The organism is Streptomyces sp. NBC_00289 (assembly GCF_041435115.1).
GTDB lineage: Bacteria > Actinomycetota > Actinomycetes > Streptomycetales > Streptomycetaceae > Streptomyces.
In genome coordinates, this window is the sequence record NZ_CP108046.1 from 1,335,708 (window position 1) to 1,353,439 (window position 17,732).

Below are 17,732 nucleotides of genomic sequence, written 5' to 3' on the forward strand. Positions count from 1 at the left end.
TCTGAGGAGTGGAGTGTGCTGGTGGGACGGGCGGGTCCCGCGCCGCGGCGCGGGACCCGGCCAACCGTCAGGTCGTGACCGTGAAACCCTGGGTCTTGGCGTAGGCGGTGAGACGCGACTGCCAGGCGCCGAGCGCGCGGACGGTGTCGGTACGGTCGGCCAGGGACTTGCCGACGGTCTCGGTCCAGTCGGTCGCCGCCTGGTCGAGGAACGGCGGCCACTGGAAGCGGGAGTTGAGCGTGGAACTGACGTCGGCGAACACCTGGTTGACCTTCTGGCCCCCGTAGAAGGACGGCGCGCTCCCCACGAACTCGGCGTCCGTGAGGAGCGCCTTGGTCGCGGGGAAGAAGAACTGCTCGGTGGCGAACATCTTCGCGCTCGCGGGGTCACTGTTGAGGAACTGGGCGAACAGCGCCGCCGCGATCGGGTTCTTGCTGTCCTTGGTGACGGCGGTCGTCGAGCCGCCCCAGTTGCCCGAGCTCGGGTTGGCGGAGTCCCACTGCGGCAACGGCGCGGCCCGCCAGTGACCGGAGGTCGCCTTGGCCGAACCGGAGAGGAACGCCGGACCCCACGCGGCGGTGATCCAGGTGGCGTACTTGCCCTTGTTGAGCGCCGCGTACCAGGAGTCGGCGAAGTCGGGCTCGGTGCCGATGACTCCCTCCTTCGCGAGGTCGCCCCAGAACTGGCCGAGCATCCGGGAGGCGGGGGCGTCGACGTCGATGGCGATGTTGCTCTTGCCGGATGTCACGTAGGGCCTGGCGCCCGCCTGCCAGAGCAGACCGTGCCACGCGGCCGCCTCGTTCGCCGCGAGGTTGGTCAGATACACGTCCGGGTCGGCCTTGTGGAGCTTGCGGGCCGCAGCCGCGAACTCGTCCCAGGTCTCGGGCACGTCGATCTTGTGCTGGTCGAAGATGTCCTTGCGGTAGAGCATGCCCATCGGGCCGGTGTCCTGGGGGATCGCCCAGACCTCGCCCTTCGGGCCGCTGACCTGCCCCCACGTCCAGTCGACGAACTTGTTCTTCAGCGCCGTGGCGCCGTACGGGCTCAGGTCCAGCAGGCTGCCCGTGATCGTGAACGTCGGGATCGCCTGGTACTCGATCTGCACGGCGTCCGGGGCACCACTGCCCGCCTTGAGCGCGGTGCGCAGCTTCGTGTAGTGGGCCACGCCCTGGCCGGCGTTGACGACCTTGATCTTGATGGCCGGGTACTTCTGCCGGAAGAGCGCGACCTCCTTGTCGATGTTCGGGACCCAGGTCCAGAACGTCAGCTCGGTGGGCGTCTTCATCGCCTTGTCGATGTCGGCCTGACTGACCCGCTTGGCGGGCGCGCCGCCGCCCGTGTCGTCTCCGCCGCAGGCGGACAGGGTGGTCGCGAGCGTCAGGGCTCCGGTCGCGGCGAGGAAGCCACGACGGCTCAACGCGGCTGAGGAGGGGGTGGCGAGAAATCTGGACATGGTGAACTCCGCGGAGGGGCGTAGGGATCGGCGCATGGGGTGACGGCGTGCAGGGTGGAATGCCCGGAGAGGGATTCGGGCGTGACGAGCTGCGCGAGGACGGCGGGGTGCGCATGTGTGCCGCGTATTTCGGGGCCGAGCACGTCACGCTCGTCGGCTGGGGCTGGGGCTGCGGGGGGGGGGCTCGCGCCGGCGAAGGCGTGAGGCGGGGCACGGGCCTGGGCGGTGAGCGGCTCGAGGGGGCCGCCCGGGTCACGGCGCTGGTGGTGAGTGGGAGGTGCGCCGACCAGGTGCGGGTGGGTCGGCTCGCGCACTCAGGTGCAGGTGTTGAAGGAGGTCAGAGCAGTTGACGAGGTGCGGGTGGGTCTTCCCTCATGTTCGGGGCGGGGTTCTGGCGAGTCGGGCCGTGATCGAGCGCGTCAGGCCGTGATCCGGCGCGTCAGACCGTGATCTGCCGGACGGGGTCGTCCGGTTCGGCGGGGATGCGGTAGATGAGCGGACGACCAGGTTGACCGGCGGGTCGTGCACCGGGATCGGGTCCGCGTCCGGGTTCTCGATGGCGTGCACGAGGCGCTTGAGGCCGTCCTGTGCCGTCGCGTCGAACGGCTGTCGCACGGTCGTCAGGGGAGGAGACACGTAGGCGGCGACGGGGATGTCGTCGAGACCGACGACACTGACGTCCTCCGGTACGCGTCGGCCGGCTTCCAGCAGCGCGCGGATCAGGCCGATGGCCATGTCGTCGTTGGCTGCGAAGACGGCGGTCACGCTGTCGTCGGCGGCCAGTCGACGACCGGCCGTGTAGCCGGAGGCCGCCGACCAGTCGCCCGCGATGACAGACGGTTCGCGTCTGCCGTGCGCGGCCAGCGTCGCCCGCCATCCCTCGAGGCGGTCCCTTGCGGCGTACCAGCGTTGGGGACCGGCGAGGTGGTGGACGGTCGTGTGTCCCAGTTCGAGCAGGTGCTCGGTGACGGCGCGGGCCAGCTGACGGGCGACGAGCCCCGCGGTCACCACCCGGGGTGCGACGAAGGGCGGCGGCGCGCCGAGGACGAGGAACGGCACGTCGACGCGGACGGAGAGGTTGTCGCCGTCCTCCTCGTCGATCGGCTCGGAGATGACGATGCCGTCCACGCCCTGGTCGAGCAGTGAGTTGACGGCACCGGCGATGCCCATCGTGTCGCCTTCGAACGTGTTGACCACGCGGAGCGCGTAGCCGGTGTCCCGGACGGCCCGCTCGACGCCCATCAGCAGCGAGGCAGGTCCGTACAGGGCTGTTCCGAGTGTCACCACCCCGATGGACCGGGTCCGCCCGGAGGCCAGCGCCCGTGCCGCGTGGTTCAGCCGGTAACCGAGTTCTTCGGCGGCTTCCATGACACGTCGCCGCACGTCGGCGGAGACGTACTGCTCGCTGTTCATGACCCGGGACACCGTCTTCTGCGAGACGCCCGCCAGACGCGCCACATCGGTGCTGCGCGGTGGGGCACCTGCGCTGCGGCCGGCCAGTCGTGCCATGCGGGGTCTCCTGATCTCCGGCAGTCCGCAACGTGACCAGTCCTCGTATGACTGCGCTGCCATGACTGCGCAGACATATCTACGCAGCGGAAGGTTGCGCGTCAAGGGGTTGCGCAACATCTCTGGAAACAGACGCGTGAACAACGGCCGCATGAGTGGCCGGTGCCCGGCAGTGACGATCAGTACATACGGCGTGGCGGGGTGGGGGTGGGGCGATGCCCACCTCCGAGGAGGGGCGCCCTCGCACCCATTGATAGCCTCGGTCCTGTGATCGGCTTCCCCATGCCCGGCAGGAGTGCGCCGTGAGCACCGTCGGCGCCTTCCCGCTCGGTTCCGCGACGACGCTCGCCGAACTCGCCCGGGATCCGCATCCGCGACTGGCCCTGCTGCGTGCTCAGGAGCCGGTGTCCTGGTTGCCCGAGCTGGGCGGCTGGCTGGTCACCCGTCGCGACCTCGCGCTGAGCGTGATGCGGGACGCCACGACCTTCACCGTCGACGACCCCCGTTTCTCCACCGCACAGGTCGTCGGACCGAGCATGCTGTCCCTGGACGGTGCCCAACACACCCGACACCGCGAGCCCTTCACCGCCCCCTTCCGCCCCCGGGAGGTGCACGACGGCTTCGCCTCGTTCATCGAGCGGGAGACCGACCGGCTCATCACCGCGCTGGAGCCGACGGGGGCCGTCGAACTGAGACGTACCTTCGCCGGACCGCTCGCCGTCGCCGTCGTCACCAAGGCCCTCGGACTGGTCGGCACCACCGCGGACACGGTCCTCTCCTGGTACGACGCCATCGTGCAGTCGGTCTCGGACATCACCGCGGGACATACGGCGGGTCGTGCCGGCGCCGCGGCGTACGCGCGGCTACGGGCCGCTGTGGAAGCCACCGTCGCCGACCGTGACGCCGCCTCGCTCCTCGTCTCCGCTGCTGGGCAGTTGACGGCACCCGAGGTGGCGTCCAACGCCGCGGTCCTGATGTTCGGCGGCATAGAGACCACCGAGGCGATGATCACGAACGCGCTGCTGCACCTACTGCTTCATCCAGACCAACTCGCCCTTGTGCGAGCCGACTTCGGTCTGCTGGACGGTGCGATCGAGGAATCGCTGCGCCTCGAGCCCGGTGCGGCGGTCGTGGACCGCTACGCCACCCGCGACACAGTCCTCGGACCGGCCACGGTCCGCCAGGGCCACCTGGTCACCGTCTCCCTGACGGGCGCCAACCGTGACCCTGCCGTCTTCCCGGATCCCGACCGGTTCGACGTCCGCCGCGAGAACGCCCGTCTCCAACTGGCCTTCGCCCACGGCCCGCACTACTGCCTCGCCGCACATCTGGCACGCCTGGAAACACGCATCGCCCTCAAGGGTCTGCTCGAACGCCTCCCCCGCCTACGCCTGGACGCGAACCACCCCACCACCCCGCGGGGTCTGGTCTTCCGCAAGCCCCCCACCCTGCAGGTGCTGTGGGACAGACCTTCCTGACTGCCGAACGTCATCCTCGCCGTGGTCGGCACCTGGCCCGCCTCGATCTTCTGACGCCGAGTCCACCCGCCCCGTGCCCGTCGGTCACCTGACGGGCACGGGGCGGCGGCGAGGTCCGGGCCGTCACCGAGAGCCCGCAGCACCACCGTGACGTACCGTCTCGGGTCGGCGGACGGCCCCGCGGCGGAGTCACGCCGAGGACGGTGGCCTGCCCACCTCGGCCGGCTCATCCGGCTGTTCCGCGTCACCCGCTCGGAAGCGACCGACGGGCGAGGGCACGTGCCCGGTGTCAGGCTGGGCACAGACTCGGCCCGCGGAAGGAAGTCATGGTCATGATCACCTCGGAGTTCGCCCCCGGTTCCCCGTGTTGGCTCGACCTCGGTGCTCCCGATGTCCGCGCCGCCTCCGCCTTCTACAGTGCGGTGTTCGGGTGGGAGTACGAGTCCATGGGCCAGGCGGAGGACATGGAAGGCGGCATGTTCCGTAAGGACGGCAAGATCGTCGCCGGTCTCGGCAAGCTCACCGAGGCGGGTGCGCGCTCGGCCTGGATGATCTACTACAACGTCACCGACGCGGACGCCACGACCCAGGCCGTGGAGCGCGCGGGCGGCACCGTGCGGCTGGCACCGATGGACCTCGACGACTGGGGCCGTATGGCGCAGTACAGCGACCCGCTGGGCGGCCAGTTCGCCGTCTGGCAGCCGGGGACGAACAAGGGCGTCGAACTCGTGGACCAGCCGGGCTCGCTGTCCTGGACGGAGTTGTACACGAGCGACGCCACCGTGGCGAAGGAGTTCTACGGTGCCGTCTTCGGCTGGCAGTTCAGCGACATGCAACTGCCCGGCGGCGGGGGCACGTACACCCTCATCACCCCCGCCGGGCTTCCCGAGGAACGCATGCAGGGCGGCCTCATGGAACTTCCCACGGAGCACCTCGCCCTGACGAACGGACGGCCGTACTGGCACCCAGTCTTCAATGTCACCGACTGCGACGCCGCGGTCGCGAAGGTCACCGAGAACGGCGGCAGTGTGCAGATGGGGCCGGACGACGCGGAGGGTGTCGGCCGGCTGGCCGTCTGTCTCGACCCGTCGAACGCGGACTTCGTGGTGCTCACCCCGGTGCGCGGCTGAGCTTCGGCGGGGCGGGCCGACGTGCGGTCCACTGTCGATCGGGCCGGCGCCGCCGGCTCCTCCAGGGCCTGACGGCGGCACCCGGCGGATGCGACTCCGAACTCGACCGTCAGCCCGACTACCGACTACCGACTACCGACTACCGACTGCCCACTGCCCACTGCGACTGCCGACTGCCGCTCGACGCTGCGGTCGCCTTGCGGACTCGGCAGGTGAACGTCCTGCCCGCCCTCCTGGGCCTGCTGACCCGGTTCCGACCCCCAGGAAAATCGGTGGCGCTCCGTGAACCGCGCCGTTATCTTCCGCTGAGCGCAGTGAGGTACGGGGCGCGATCGCGAGGGGAGCCGGGCATGAGCAGCGAGGGCACAGGGGCCGACCGTTTGGGCTTACTGCTCGACCAGTTCGACCGCGCCAGGGAGATGGCCCAGGTCAGGCTGACCGGACTCGGCGACGAGGAGTACCTGTGGGAGCCGGTACCCGACTGCTGGTCGATCCGGCGGCGGAGCGAGGCGGCGACGCCCAGGGCGTTCGGACCGGGCGAGTGGGTGCTCGACCTGGGCAACCCTGACATCCCTGCCAACGAGTACGCCGAGGTCGCCCGGCAGGCCGCCGACGGCATGACCGTAGCCAAGATCGCCGATGACTGGAGCGTGGGTGTCGAGCGGGTCGAGGAGATCCTCGCCGGCACCGCTGTGGCGGAGCCCGACGCACCGCCGGTCACGACCATCGCGTGGCGGCTGGGGCACCTGCACTTCGAATTCGCGGGCGGGTGGGAGTGGGCCTTCGGCGAACGGCGGCAGGACCCGAAGCTGATGGTCGACTTCTCCCCCTCCGCCTCGGTCACGCTGGAGCGGTTCTGGGCGGTGATCGACCGCTGGCGCGACAGCGTCGCCACCGTCACCGAGAAGCAGCTCGACACGGTCGGCTTCTCGCAGTACCCGTACGGCTCCCACGCCGAGGACTCGTTCCTCGACGTGCTGTCGGGAACCAACCTCGAGTTCATCCACCACATGGCGGAGATCGCGTTGCTCCGCGACCTGTGGCGGGCCCGCTTCGCCACTCCCGCGTAGGCCAGGACCAGATGTTCGTCGAGAGCGATCAGACCCGCGTCCGGAAAGGAGACTGACTTCGTGGAGTTCGCCTTTTCCGGCCGGGTGATCGAGTGGCGCGGGCCGTCGCCGTACTTCTTCGTTCCCGTTCCGGACGAGGAGTCCGCCGACATCCGCGAGGTGGCCGCGATGGCCACCTACGGCTGGGGGGTGATCCCGGTGGAGGCTCGGATCGGTGAGGTCGCCTTCCGGACCTCGCTCTTCCCCAAGGACGGCGGCTACCTGCTGCCACTCAAGGCCGCTGTGCGCAAGACGCACAGCGTCTCCGCGGGCGACGACGTGTCGGTGCGGATGACGGTCCGTCTCCAGCCCTGAGCTCGAGTTCCGTCGTACGGCGGCACGTTCGGCTGCTCATGCGGCACCGCGCACCCGCACCACCTACCGCCTGACCGGTCAGCTCCTCCCCCATCGCGCCAAGCCCCGCAGCGCGGCGTTGTAGCCCCGGTCGGGCACGGTCCACAGTGTCTGGCCCCGGACCCCCCAGCGTTCCAGCAGTGCGTTGGCCGCCATGAAGCCGCTGGTCGCCGCGCGTTCCATCAGCGCCACGGGCAGGTCCGTACGGACCAGGTCGCCGGCCACCACCAGGCCCGGGTCACCGGTGCGGACCGTCGGCCGGTCGGTGTATCCGCCGACCGGGAACAGGGGGCAGTCGGCCCGCCACTCGTGCCGCTCGTCGACGACCGTCGCCTCCCGGGTCTCCGGGTACACGGCGTACAACTGCTCGACGAGACGCTTCTCCTCCACGTCACGGGCCGCGCCCTCCGGCAGGGCGTAGGCGTGCAGTTCGACCACGGAGCCGCCGGTGCGCGCCGACCAGCGGGCCGCCTCGCCCTCCCAGCGCTCCAGCACGCTGACGTTGTCGAGGGTGCCGTAGCCGCTGGTGCCCAGGAAGCCGGGGCGGTCGCGGGCGACGGGCCGGTCCAGCCAGAGGCGCGTGACCAGGAACGGGGGCGCGTTGCGCAGCCGGCCCACCCGCTCGCGCCACGGCGCTTCGGCCAGCTCCGGGGAGCGGCCGACCACCGACCGCAGACCGGCCGTGTCCAGAGCCAGCACCGCCGTGTCGTACCGCCGCTCCCCGTCCCCGGTGGCCACGACGAAGCCGCCGTCATCCGTGGGCGCGATGTGCTCGACGGCCGTCGAGGTGCGTACGTCGACGCCGTGGCCTCGCAGATATCCGCCGAGGGGTTCCCACAGAGCGTCGGGGAAGGGCTCGTCGGGCACGTCGAAGAGCAGTCCCTCGGCGGAGCCGAGGAAGTAGATGTGGAACATCAGCACCATCTCCGCGGCCGACAACTCGCGGGGATCCGCGAAGAAGCTGCGGGAGAACACCTCGAAGGCGAGATGGTGCGCGGCCTTCGGGAACCGGATCGACTCGAGGAAGTCATGGGCACTGACGGCGTCGAAACGCTCGTAGACCTCGGGCACGCGGACGTCGAGCAGAGGCAGCGCGGCCACCGGGTTCATGCGGGCCAGGTCGCGGACACCGAAGGTGGGGCTGAGGGCGACGAATCCGAGCGCACTCCACGGCGGGGTCCGCGGGACGCGGCGGAAGCTGTCGTTCAGTCCCCCGCTGTGACGCAGTGGGTAGTCGGCGAGGCCCGTCAGACGCTCCAGCCCCGGGTCGGTCCGACGCAGCAGTCCGCGCAGGTTGTAGTACTGGCGGAAGACGGCGTGGAAGCCACGGCTCATCGTCACCGCGCTGCCGTCGTTGAGGTTCACCGGCCAGCCGGCCAGACGCCCGCCGAGGGCCGGTTCGCGCTCGTAGAGCGTGACCCGCACCTCGCGCTCGGCCAGGGCGGTCGCGGCCGCAAGGCCGGCGATGCCGCCGCCCACGACAGCGGTCGTCGGCGGGCGGTCACCGCCGACCCGCGGCGCCCCGGGCCGTGCGGGCAGCATCCGGGCGCGCCGGTCCCGGCCGCGCCGGGCCGCGTTCTGCCGCTCGGAGGCCCTCACCGGTCACCGGCCGCGCCGAGGACCGCGCGCCTGGCGACGACGGTGTGGGTGATGCCGGTCTGCCAGCCCGGCAGCGGCAACAGCCGTACGCGGTCGAACCCGGCCGACCCGACACGTGCGGCGAACTCGTCGGCGGTGTCGAACTCGACGACGCTGCGCCACAGATGGCGGTACAGCCTTCCGTCCCCGAGGGCGGTGGCCACGGGCAGGACGATGCCGCCGCACACCGCCGTCCACACCGCGCGGTGGGCGGGCCGGCCGCTGAGGGTGTACTCGTGCACCGCGAGCCGCCCGTGCGGCGCCAGCAGGTCGCGTACGGTCGCGAGGACGCCCTCGGGGTCGGCCGCGTTACGGAAGAGATAGGCGGCGAACACCGCGTCGAACGGGCCCCCGACGCCCCTCTCCGCCAGCCGTTCCGCCGGGGCGTGCACGAAGGTGACGTTGTCCGGCCAGGACTTCGCGGCCGCTTTCTCCAGCATGCCGGCGGAGGCGTCCACCGCGGTGATCTCCGCCCCGGGCAGTACGGCGGCGAGGGCGGCGGTCGAGGCGCCGGTACCGCAGCCGAGGTCCAGCACCCGCATGCCGCTCCCACCGTCCGGCAGACCGAGACGGCGCGCCGAGCGGCGCAGATGGGCGTGGTAGCCGGGGTTGGCGGCCACCAGCGTGTCGTAGGTGCGAGAGGCGTGGTCGAACGCGGCGGCCAGGTCCGCGTCGCGCAGCAGGGTCATTCGGTCTCCTTGAACGGGGGCACGGTCCACCTCCGCGCGGCGGTCACGGTCCGGGAAAGGGGCGGCGGGGCAGGTACGGGAGTTCCGCGGCGGAGCGGAGCATCGGCAGCACAGGGGTGCGTATCCCCACCGAGAGGTCCTCGTGGAGCCGGGTGCGGCCGTCGAGGAAGCGCAGCAGCCGCTCCATCGGCACCTGGGTGAACAGGCGCGCGAAGAAGTCGGCGCCGTCGACGCGGCCGCTGTCCAGGGCACGCAGCATCACGGCGTCCATGGCGCGGGAGCGTGCCGAGTGAGCGGGCGGCGGCAGCGGACGGCGCCCCGCCGCCAGGGCGCTCGCGACGGCCCGCGTCTGACGCTGCACGGCGGCGAAGGTGTAGCCCGTCGACGGGCGGGTCGCGCCGCCGGCCGCGCCGATACGGAAGACCGACGGCGCGGTCTGCCGGGCGAACGGCGCGTCGGTCATGGGGATCACGCCCGTCTCGGTCCCGACGACCTCGAGGCCGGTGAGGCCGAGAACGTCCTCGGTGTAGTGACGCAGCGCGGCTTCGTAGCCCTGCCGGGACAGGACCTCGGGGGAGAACTCCGTGTACTCGACGAGCGCCTGCCGGCCGCCGGTGGGCAGGACGTAGCCGAAGGAGAGGCCGCGCGGCGGCTGCGGCGTCCGGAAGTCCATGAGCTCGACCGTGCCGGGGTCGAAGACCGGCCGGTCGCAGTGGACGAACCAGCCGTGGAAATGCTGCAGCAGCGTGGTGCGGGCAGCCGGGAGACTGCCGAGCGGCCGCGAGTCGAAGACCCAGCGGGCGCGTACGGTCAGCGGACGTCCGTCGACGGCGCGAGTGTGGACGTGGGCGCCCTCGGTGATGCCCTCTACCGTCTCCACGGTCGCCTGGAGGCGCTGGACCTCCTCGCTCCGCGCGAGGTCGTGGCCGATCAGGTCCTCGAAGTCGTCGGAGCGGATCATCTTGTACCGCAGCGGCGCGATGTCGTCCTCGATCATCCGGCCGTCCGGGGTGTGCACCCGCAGGTGTCGCCACGCGGCGGTCAGGGCCGCGTCGTATCTTCCGCGGCCACGCTCCCAGAAGCACCACGTACGTCGGGGCGGCCGCAGGGGGCCCGGCGGGGCGTCCACCAGAAGCACCGACAGCCGGCGTGTCCCGGGCGCGGGGCAGGCCAGACGGTGGGCCAGGGACAGTCCCGCGGCTCCCGCGCCCACGATGGCCACGTCCGCCTCGAGCACGAGCGTCTCCTCCTTCCGCGCGTCCCCACGCGCGCTGTCGGAAGCATTCCTGCTCGTGTGCCCTTCCGGATGCAGGCCACGCTGGGCAGTCGGCCGCGCGATGGACTTCGTCGCACTCGCGCACGGCCGGGCGCGCGCCTGCCGGGGCCGGTGGGGTCGGGACCCGCGGGCCGGGGGCCGGTGGAGCCGGGACGCGCGCAGCTGGAACCCGCGGGTTCGGGACTCGCGGGGGTCAGGTCCCGCGGGGGGGGCAGGACCCGCGGAGATCGAGCCACGTGACAAGCCGTCACCGTGACCCGCCCGGGGGGGGTGTCGACATGGGACGTCCGACAGACGGTCAGAGGCAGGGGCAGGCAGGGGCAGGCAGAGACGGGCAGGGGCAGGCAGAGACAGGCAGAGGCAAGGGCAAAGGCAGAAGCAGAGCCTCAGGCGTGGCGGCGCTACGCCTCTGGTCCGCCGTGTCGGCGCGCGAAGCGGACCGCGACGGACCCCAGCCGTTCCAGAATCCGGACCAGGACGAGCCACGTCCCCCGCGGTTTCCCCTCGTCGTCCGGGCTCCCCGTACCGCGCGGGCCTCGCGCGGCGCGTTGCCGCCGACACGGTCGGACCGCCGGGCGGGACGCGGCGGCCCCCTGCCACCGCGCCCGCTCGGCGCGCATCTGGGTGCGGATCGCGTCCCACACGTGCGCCGGCGGCCCGGCGAGCGTCTCGTGCGGGTAGGTGTGCCTGCCCGTCTCGGCAGCGCGTTCGAGCGCGGCGAGCCGGTCGCGGCAGGGTCCGCAGAGGCGCAGGTGCCCGGCCTCCTCCGGGGACCAGGGCGTCCGCGAGCCGTCGAGGGCGTGGGCCGCCAGTTCGTCGGGAGGGATGTGAGCGGCCGCCCCGGGTTCGGTCATGCGTCGCCTCTCTACGTCCACTCGGCCCCGTCACGTGCGGTGTCGACACCTCGCGTCGCCTCCCGCCGTGACGGATGCCGGGCAGTGTTCCGGGGTGCGGGTCTCGCTGTCCGGGTGTGAGCCTTGCCATCACTCCTTCACGGGCGAGCCGCCCGTTCGGATGCACGACCGGGTGACGAGCACCCCGAACGGCCCCGTCGTCCGATGCGACCGACGCGATCGGGCAGCAGTGCGACCGCATCGTTTTCGCATCGGGTTACCTCTGGTGACGAAGGACGCCGTCCTCGCGGAGGCAGCAGCTGAGCCGGTGCAGACCGCGCCGGGCGTGGCTCTTGACCGTACCCAGCGGCCAGCCGGTCAGATCCGCGATCTGGGTCTGCGTCAAGTCGTCGTAGAACGCCAGACTCAGGACGCGGCGCTGCGGGGCGGGAAGTTTCGCGAGTTCGTGGCCGACGAGCACGCGGTCGAGCACGGCGTCCGGCTGGGAGTCGTTCTCCTGTACGTGAACGGACATCAGGGATCCGGCCGCGGCGACGAGTTCGGCCCTACGGGTTCTGGCGGACAACGCGTCGGCGATCTTGCGGCGGGTGATCCCGACGAGCCAGGCGGACAGCGTGCCGCGCTCCGGTACGAAGCCGCCGCGACCCCGCCACGCCGCCAGGAACACGAGCTGCGTGACGTCCTCCGCCTCCCGGGCGTCCCCGAGGGAGCGCCGCGCCAGGGTGTACACCAGCGCGCCCCACCGGTGGTAGGCGGCGGCCAGGCAGGCGTCGTCGCCCGCGACGAAGCCCGCCGCGAGTTCCTCGTCGGCCAGCGACTCCTCGGCCGGAGCCCACAGCGGAAGGTCCTCGAGGGTCTGCTCGGTGGTCTGCCGTGCGGTCATGGTGACTGCTCCTCGTGCGGGCGGTGTCCGTTCCGTCTCCGGGGCGGGCCGCCTGTCTGGAGCCGAGCCGCCCCGCGGATTCCGGGTTGCCGGTCGCTCGGAGCGACTGCGGCCCCCTCACCATGCGAAGCGATGAATCGATGCGGCAACTTGCATCGACTCTGCATCGGATGTGAACCGAGTCGTCAGGTGAGCGATGCCGGCTCGCGTGGCACACGTCTAAGGCGTCATGCGGTGGTCGGTGGTCGCTGCCCGGAAGCGGGCCGCTCCACTTTCCACCGCGTGGCGCATCCGACTCCGCCGTCGGCGCGGAATGCGTATGGACGAGGCCAGCTCCGATCACGACGAGAGGAACCGGGATGCGCCCCAGCAAGGCGAAGGACCACCACGCGGCCGGGCCGCCGCCCGGCCCGCCCCGCGCGTCCCGGCGGACCTCGGCCCCCGCGGAGCACCCGCGCCTCGAGGGCCCCGCCCCCTCCCCCGACAGCCGACCCGAAGGCGACATGCCCGACCCATCCGCCTTGGACGTGACCGACCTCCGCGCCATCGACGCCGACGTCCCCGCTGCCGTGGGCCGCCTCCTCGGCCGTCTCCTGGCCGAGCGCACGGCGCAGGCCACCGCCCTCGACCCGGTGTTCGCCCACGACCTCGCCGAGCGCGTCGCCCGCTTCACCCTCGACGGCGGCAAGCGCACCCGGTCCCAGTTCGTGTGGTGGGCGCTGCGCGCCTGCGGCGGCGACACCCGCGACGCGGAGGCCGCCCTGCGCGTCGGCGCCGCCCTCGAACTCATCCAGACGTGCGCCCTCGTCCACGACGACGTGATGGACGGTTCCCGGCTGCGCCGCGGACGGCTCACCCTGCACACGGACGTCGAAGCCCAGTACGCCGACGCCGCCGCGTCCCCGCAGGGCACGCGCTTCGGCGAGGCGGCGGCGATCCTCGCCGGGGACCTGGCGCTGGCCTGGGCCGACGACGTACTGGCCGACACCGAGCCGGCCGCGGACACCGCGCGGCAGGTGCGCGAGCTGTGGAGCGCCATGCGCATGGAGATGGTCGCCGGGCAGTACCTGGACATCCAGGGCCAGGCCACGTCGTCGCGCTCCCTGGCCCGCGCGATCCGCGCCGCCTGCCTGAAGAGCGCCCGGTACTCCGTGGAACGGCCGCTGGCACTCGGCGCCGCCCTCGCGGGCGCGGACGCCGCCACGACCACGGCCCTGTGCTCGGCCGGCCGGTGCGTCGGCATCGCCTTCCAGCTGCGCGACGACCTCCACGACGTCTACGGCAGTCCAGGGCGCACCGGTAAGCCCTCGGGCGGCGACATCCGCTCCGGCAAACCCACCTACCTCGTCGCCGTGGCGCGGGCCCGGGCCGAGGCGGCCGACGACCACCACGCGCTCGCGGTGCTACGGCGCTCACTCGGCCGCGCCGACCTGTCCGAGGCCGGTCTCGCCGAGGTCCGGGACGTACTCGTGACCACCGGCGCGCGGGAGACGGTCGAGGGGAAGATCGACCGGCTGGTCGCGCAGGGCATGCGCCATCTGGACACCGCGGTGCTCGAGCCGGACGGCCGCCGACGCCTGCGCGAACTGCTGCACGCCACCGCCGGGGCACCTCCGGCCCAGCGACGGCCCTCCGGCTCGCCCGGCACGCCCGGCACGCCCGGCTCGCCCGGCGCATGCGGCCCGCCCGGCCCGTCCGGCTCCGAGGACGGCATGCCCTTGTCGCTGCTGCTGGCCGCCGGCGCCGAGGGGGCCACCCGATGACCAAGGCCCTGCCCGGGCGCACGGACCACGTCGTGGTCGTCGGCGCCGGACTCGCCGGGCTCTCGGCCGCGCTGCATCTGCTCGGTGCCGGACGCAGGGTCACCGTCGTGGAGCGCGACCCGCTGCCCGGCGGCCGCGCCGGACGCCTGGTGCGCGGCGGCTACCGCTTCGACACCGGCCCCACCGTGCTGACCATGCCCGACCTCGCCGACGAGGCCTTCGCCGCCGTCGGCGACAGCCTGCGCGAACGCGTCGAGCTCATCCCCCTCCACCCGGCCTACCGCGCCCGTTTCGCCGACGGCAGCGGTATCGACGTGCACACCGGCGCGGAAGCCATGGAGGCGGAGATCGAGCGCTTCGCCGACGCCGGTGAGGCCGCGGGCTACCGGCGGCTGCGCGACTGGCTGGAACGGCTGTACCGGGCCCAGATGCGCCACTTCATCGACGCCAACTTCGACTCCCCCTTTCAGTTGCTGACCCCCGACCTGGCCCGGCTCGCGGCCCTCGGCGGCTTCGGCAGGCTGGACGCGCGCATCGGCCGCTACCTGAGTGACGAGCGTCTGCGCCGCGTGTTCTCCTTCCAGGCCCTGTACGCGGGTGTCCCGCCGGCGCGGGCGCTGGCCGCCTACGCGGTCATCGCCTACATGGACACCGTCGCCGGCGTGTACTTCCCGCGCGGCGGCATGCACGCCGTGCCCCAGGCCATGGCGGACGCCGCCGCGGACGCGGGCGCCGACCTGCGCTTCGGGCAGGACGTGACCCGCCTGGAACGCTCCGGGGACCGTGTCACCGCCGTCGTGACCACGAAGGACCGCATTCCGTGCGACGCCGTCGTCCTGACCCCGGACCTGCCCGTCGCCTACCGTCTCCTCGGCCACGCACCCCGCCGTCCCCTGCGCATCAGGCACTCGCCGTCGGCCGTCGTCCTGCACGCCGGCACGGACCGGACCTGGCCCGGACTCGCCCACCACACGCTGTCGTTCGGCGCCGCGTGGAGCCGCACCTTCGACGAACTGACGCGCACCGGCGAGCTGATGAGCGACCCGTCACTGCTCATCACCCGCCCGACGGCCACGGATCCCAGCCTCGCCCCGCCCGGCCGCCACCTGCACTACATCCTCGCCCCCTGCCCCAACACGGACATCGGTCCGGACGCCGCCGAGTGGGGCGACCTGGCGCCGCGCTACCGCGACAGCATCCTCAAGGAACTCGAACAGCGCGGCCTGGACGGCATCGGCTCCGCCATCGAGGAGCAGTGCCTCGTCACGCCGGCCGAATGGCAGGCCCAGGGCCACGCGGCCGGCACCCCCTTCTCGGCGGCCCACACCTTCGCGCAGACCGGCCCGTTCCGCCCCCGCAACCTGGTCCGCGGCACCGAGAACGCGGTGCTCGCCGGCTGCGGCACCACGCCCGGCGTGGGCGTGCCGACCGTCCTGCTGTCCGGCAAGCTCGCCGCGGCCCGCGTCACCGGGCGCACGACCCGCCCGCCCGCCCGCACGAGCAGGGCGCGGGCCACATCGGAAGGGACGCCCTCATGACCGTCCGCGAACTCGACGCGGCGGGCATCACCGACCCGGCGCTGCGCGACGCGTACACGCGCTGCCGGCGGCTCAACGCCCGGCACGGCAAGACGTACTTCCTCGCCACCCGGCTGCTGCCGGTCGAACGCCGGCCGGCCGTCCACGCGCTCTACGGCTTCGCCCGCTGGGCGGACGACATCGTCGACTCCCTGGACAGCGGCGTCGCCACCGCCGCACGTTCGGCGGACCTCGCCCGCCTGCACACGGACCTGGAACGAGGGCTCCTGGACCGGACCAGCACCGAGCCGGTGGTTCTCGCGCTCGCCGACACCGCCCGGCGGTACGGCATCGACCACCGGCACTTCATCGACTTCATGGCGTCCATGCGCAGCGATCTGGAGGTCACCGACTATCCGACCTACGACGACCTGCGGACGTACATGCACGGCTCCGCCGCTGTCATCGGACTGCAGATGCTGCCCGTCCTCGGCACGGTCGCACCGCGCGAGGAGGCCGCGCCGCACGCGGCTGCCCTCGGCGTCGCCTTCCAGCTGACCAACTTCCTGCGGGACGTGGGCGAGGACCTGGACCGCGGCCGTGTCTACCTGCCCGCCGACCTGCTGAAGGCGCACGACGTCGACCGGGAGCTGCTGTACTGGAGCCGGAGCACCGGCCGCCGCGACCGGCGCATCACCGAGGCCTTGAAGGCCGCCGAAGCCCTCACCCGCGGTGTCTACCGCGAGGCGGCGCCGGGACTCCCGATGCTCGATCCGGTGTCCCGCCCGTGCATCCGTACGGCCTTCGTGCTGTACGGCGGAATCCTGGATGCCGTCGCCGACGACGGGTACGCGGTGGTGCACCGGCGTGCCGTGGTCCCCCGCCGGCGCCGCGCCGCGGTCGCCCTCGACGGCCTGGCGCGCGTCGCGGCGGCCCGGGCCGGAGCCCGTGCCGGCGCCCGGAAAGCCCCGCTCCCGGACCCGAGGCGGCTGCGAACCGGGACGTGCGGACCCTCACCCGAGCAGGTCCATGAGGAGGTCGCGTGAGCCCCGACCGTTCCGCCCCGCGCGGACGCTTCCCGTTGTCGCTGCGCAGGCGCCCGGTGCCCTGGGAGCGCCAGCGTCCGACCTGGCGGGAGGCCCGGCCGGCCGTGATCGCCCAGGCGCTGAAGCGGGCGCAGGCGCGCCCCTCGGGCAACTGGTACGTCGTGGGCGCCACCCGTGACGTCGGCGCCGACCGGCCCCTCGCGCGGACCGTCGCGGGACAGGAGGTCGTCGTCTGGCGCGACGCCGAGGGCGGGCTCGTGGCCGGCCCCGGTGTCTGCCCGCACCTGGGAGCGCCGCTCCGGGACAGCCCTGTGCGGTGCGGCACGCTCGTGTGCCACTGGCACGGACTCGCCCTGAAGGGCACGCCGTTCGCGGGCTGGGAACCGCTGCCCGTGCACGACGACGGCCTGCTGGTGTGGGTGCGGCTGGACGGCGTCGGCGGCGAGCCACCGCTGGACGCGCCGGTGGTACCGGTCCGGCCCGCGCTGCCGGACGCGCTGGCGGCCGTGTACGTGGGCGTCGGCACCTGCCAACCGGAGGACGTGGTCGCCAACCGGCTGGACCCGTGGCACGGCGCCTGGTTCCACCCGTACTCGTTCGTCGACCTCACGGTCGTCGACGTACCCGAGGCCGGAGCGACAGGCGCGGGCGGCGCGGACGGTTTCGCCGTCGACGTCTCGTTCAAGCTGGCCGGGCGGCTCGTCGTGCCGGTGCGGGCCGTGTTCACGGCCCCTGAGCCGCGTACGGTCGTCATGCACATCACGGAGGGCGAGGGGCAGGGCTCCGTCGTCGAGACGCATGCCACCCCCCTCGGCCCCGACGACCGGGGCAGGCCGCGGACAGCCGTCATCGAGGCGATCGTTTCGGCCTCCGACCGTCGCGGGTTCGCCGCCGCGCGCACGGTGGCCCCGGTGCTACGGCCGCTCATGCGGGCCGCCGCCGGACGCCTGTGGCGCGACGACCTGGCATACGCCGAGCGGCGCTGGCAGCTGCGCTCCACCGGCCGCTTCCCCGGCTGAGGCGGATTCCCGTG

The 17,732-nt window shown here is 72.7% G+C and carries 15 protein-coding genes; 8 read left to right on the forward strand and 7 right to left on the reverse strand.

The genetic code is table 11. The features are described from left to right. Positions 1-67 precede the first annotated feature (67 nt). Entirely contained in the window at positions 68-1,453 is a 1,386-nt protein-coding gene (locus OG985_RS06640; RefSeq protein ID WP_371667280.1) for an ABC transporter substrate-binding protein, read from the reverse strand. 372 nt (positions 1,454-1,825) lie between these two features. Beyond that, positions 1,826-2,962 carry a LacI family DNA-binding transcriptional regulator gene (locus tag OG985_RS06645; RefSeq protein ID WP_371667281.1) on the reverse strand — a complete coding sequence of 379 codons (1,137 nt, stop codon included), beginning with the start codon at positions 2,960-2,962 and terminating at the stop codon, positions 1,826-1,828. A gap of 302 nt (positions 2,963-3,264) precedes the next feature. Here OG985_RS06645 and OG985_RS06650 point away from each other — a divergent pair, with 302 nt between their 5' ends. The 4 genes from OG985_RS06650 to OG985_RS06665 all read left to right on the forward strand — a co-directional run bounded on the left by OG985_RS06650 (position 3,265) and on the right by OG985_RS06665 (position 6,994). After that, on the forward strand, positions 3,265-4,440 hold the full coding sequence (locus OG985_RS06650; protein ID WP_371667282.1) for a cytochrome P450: 1,176 nt from the start codon (positions 3,265-3,267) through the stop codon (positions 4,438-4,440). A gap of 332 nt (positions 4,441-4,772) precedes the next feature. Then, the gene (locus OG985_RS06655) at positions 4,773-5,570 is read left to right on the forward strand and encodes a VOC family protein (RefSeq protein WP_371667283.1); all 798 of its coding nucleotides are present in this window, start codon (positions 4,773-4,775) and stop codon (positions 5,568-5,570) included. A gap of 350 nt (positions 5,571-5,920) precedes the next feature. Beyond that, entirely contained in the window at positions 5,921-6,640 is a 720-nt protein-coding gene (locus OG985_RS06660) for a DinB family protein (protein WP_371667284.1), read from the forward strand. A 60-nt stretch (positions 6,641-6,700) separates the two neighbouring features. Further along, entirely contained in the window at positions 6,701-6,994 is a 294-nt protein-coding gene (locus tag OG985_RS06665) for a DUF1905 domain-containing protein (RefSeq protein ID WP_371667285.1), read from the forward strand. 78 nt (positions 6,995-7,072) lie between these two features. Here OG985_RS06665 and OG985_RS06670 read toward each other — a convergent pair whose 3' ends face one another. From OG985_RS06670 to OG985_RS06690, 5 genes are all read right to left on the reverse strand, one after another. After that, positions 7,073-8,575, reverse strand: coding sequence for an FAD-dependent oxidoreductase (locus OG985_RS06670; RefSeq protein ID WP_371674282.1), 1,503 nt, complete (start codon positions 8,573-8,575; stop codon positions 7,073-7,075). A 53-nt stretch (positions 8,576-8,628) separates the two neighbouring features. Further along, complete coding sequence (locus tag OG985_RS06675; protein ID WP_371667286.1) at positions 8,629-9,360, reverse strand: methyltransferase domain-containing protein; 732 nt, start codon at positions 9,358-9,360, stop codon at positions 8,629-8,631. 43 nt (positions 9,361-9,403) lie between these two features. After that, positions 9,404-10,597 (reverse strand): lycopene cyclase family protein, encoded by a 1,194-nt coding sequence (locus OG985_RS06680; RefSeq protein WP_371667287.1) that lies wholly within the window; start codon positions 10,595-10,597, stop codon positions 9,404-9,406. 440 nt (positions 10,598-11,037) lie between these two features. Continuing rightward, positions 11,038-11,490: a hypothetical protein gene (locus OG985_RS06685; protein WP_371667288.1), complete on the reverse strand. Its 453-nt coding sequence runs from the start codon at positions 11,488-11,490 to the stop codon at positions 11,038-11,040. Between the two features lie 256 nt (positions 11,491-11,746). Next, positions 11,747-12,373: a sigma-70 family RNA polymerase sigma factor gene (locus OG985_RS06690; RefSeq protein ID WP_371667289.1), complete on the reverse strand. Its 627-nt coding sequence runs from the start codon at positions 12,371-12,373 to the stop codon at positions 11,747-11,749. A gap of 359 nt (positions 12,374-12,732) precedes the next feature. On the opposite strand from OG985_RS06690, the gene OG985_RS06695 reads away from it, so the two are divergent. The 4 genes from OG985_RS06695 to OG985_RS06710 are packed head-to-tail and all read left to right on the forward strand — an operon-like array spanning position 12,733 to position 17,718. Continuing rightward, complete coding sequence (locus OG985_RS06695) at positions 12,733-14,136, forward strand: polyprenyl synthetase family protein (RefSeq protein ID WP_371667290.1); 1,404 nt, start codon at positions 12,733-12,735, stop codon at positions 14,134-14,136. After that, positions 14,133-15,674, forward strand: coding sequence for a phytoene desaturase (locus tag OG985_RS06700; RefSeq protein ID WP_371667291.1), 1,542 nt, complete (start codon positions 14,133-14,135; stop codon positions 15,672-15,674). The genes OG985_RS06695 and OG985_RS06700 overlap by 4 nt, the downstream gene beginning before the upstream one ends. After that, the gene (locus OG985_RS06705; RefSeq protein WP_371667292.1) at positions 15,671-16,699 is read left to right on the forward strand and encodes a phytoene/squalene synthase family protein; all 1,029 of its coding nucleotides are present in this window, start codon (positions 15,671-15,673) and stop codon (positions 16,697-16,699) included. The genes OG985_RS06700 and OG985_RS06705 overlap by 4 nt, the downstream gene beginning before the upstream one ends. Next, positions 16,696-17,718, forward strand: a complete 1,023-nt coding sequence (locus OG985_RS06710; protein ID WP_371667293.1) for a DUF5914 domain-containing protein — start codon at positions 16,696-16,698, stop codon at positions 17,716-17,718. Before OG985_RS06705 ends, OG985_RS06710 begins: the two co-directional genes overlap by 4 nt. Positions 17,719-17,732 lie beyond the last annotated feature (14 nt).

Excerpts from the sequence above, each read along its gene's own strand:
- OG985_RS06640 (WP_371667280.1), bottom strand. The coding sequence starts at position 1,453 with ATGTCCAGATTTCTCGCCACCCCCTCCTCAGCCGCGTTGAGCCGTCGT.
- OG985_RS06645 (WP_371667281.1), bottom strand. The coding sequence starts at position 2,962 with ATGGCACGACTGGCCGGCCGCAGCGCAGGTGCCCCACCGCGCAGCACC.
- OG985_RS06655 (WP_371667283.1), top strand. The coding sequence starts at position 4,773 with ATGATCACCTCGGAGTTCGCCCCCGGTTCCCCGTGTTGGCTCGACCTC.
- OG985_RS06660 (WP_371667284.1), top strand. The coding sequence starts at position 5,921 with ATGAGCAGCGAGGGCACAGGGGCCGACCGTTTGGGCTTACTGCTCGAC.
- OG985_RS06670 (WP_371674282.1), bottom strand. The coding sequence starts at position 8,575 with ATGCTGCCCGCACGGCCCGGGGCGCCGCGGGTCGGCGGTGACCGCCCG.
- OG985_RS06675 (WP_371667286.1), bottom strand. The coding sequence starts at position 9,360 with ATGACCCTGCTGCGCGACGCGGACCTGGCCGCCGCGTTCGACCACGCC.
- OG985_RS06685 (WP_371667288.1), bottom strand. The coding sequence starts at position 11,490 with ATGACCGAACCCGGGGCGGCCGCTCACATCCCTCCCGACGAACTGGCG.
- OG985_RS06690 (WP_371667289.1), bottom strand. The coding sequence starts at position 12,373 with ATGACCGCACGGCAGACCACCGAGCAGACCCTCGAGGACCTTCCGCTG.
- OG985_RS06695 (WP_371667290.1), top strand. The coding sequence starts at position 12,733 with ATGCGCCCCAGCAAGGCGAAGGACCACCACGCGGCCGGGCCGCCGCCC.
- OG985_RS06700 (WP_371667291.1), top strand. The coding sequence starts at position 14,133 with ATGACCAAGGCCCTGCCCGGGCGCACGGACCACGTCGTGGTCGTCGGC.
- OG985_RS06705 (WP_371667292.1), top strand. The coding sequence starts at position 15,671 with ATGACCGTCCGCGAACTCGACGCGGCGGGCATCACCGACCCGGCGCTG.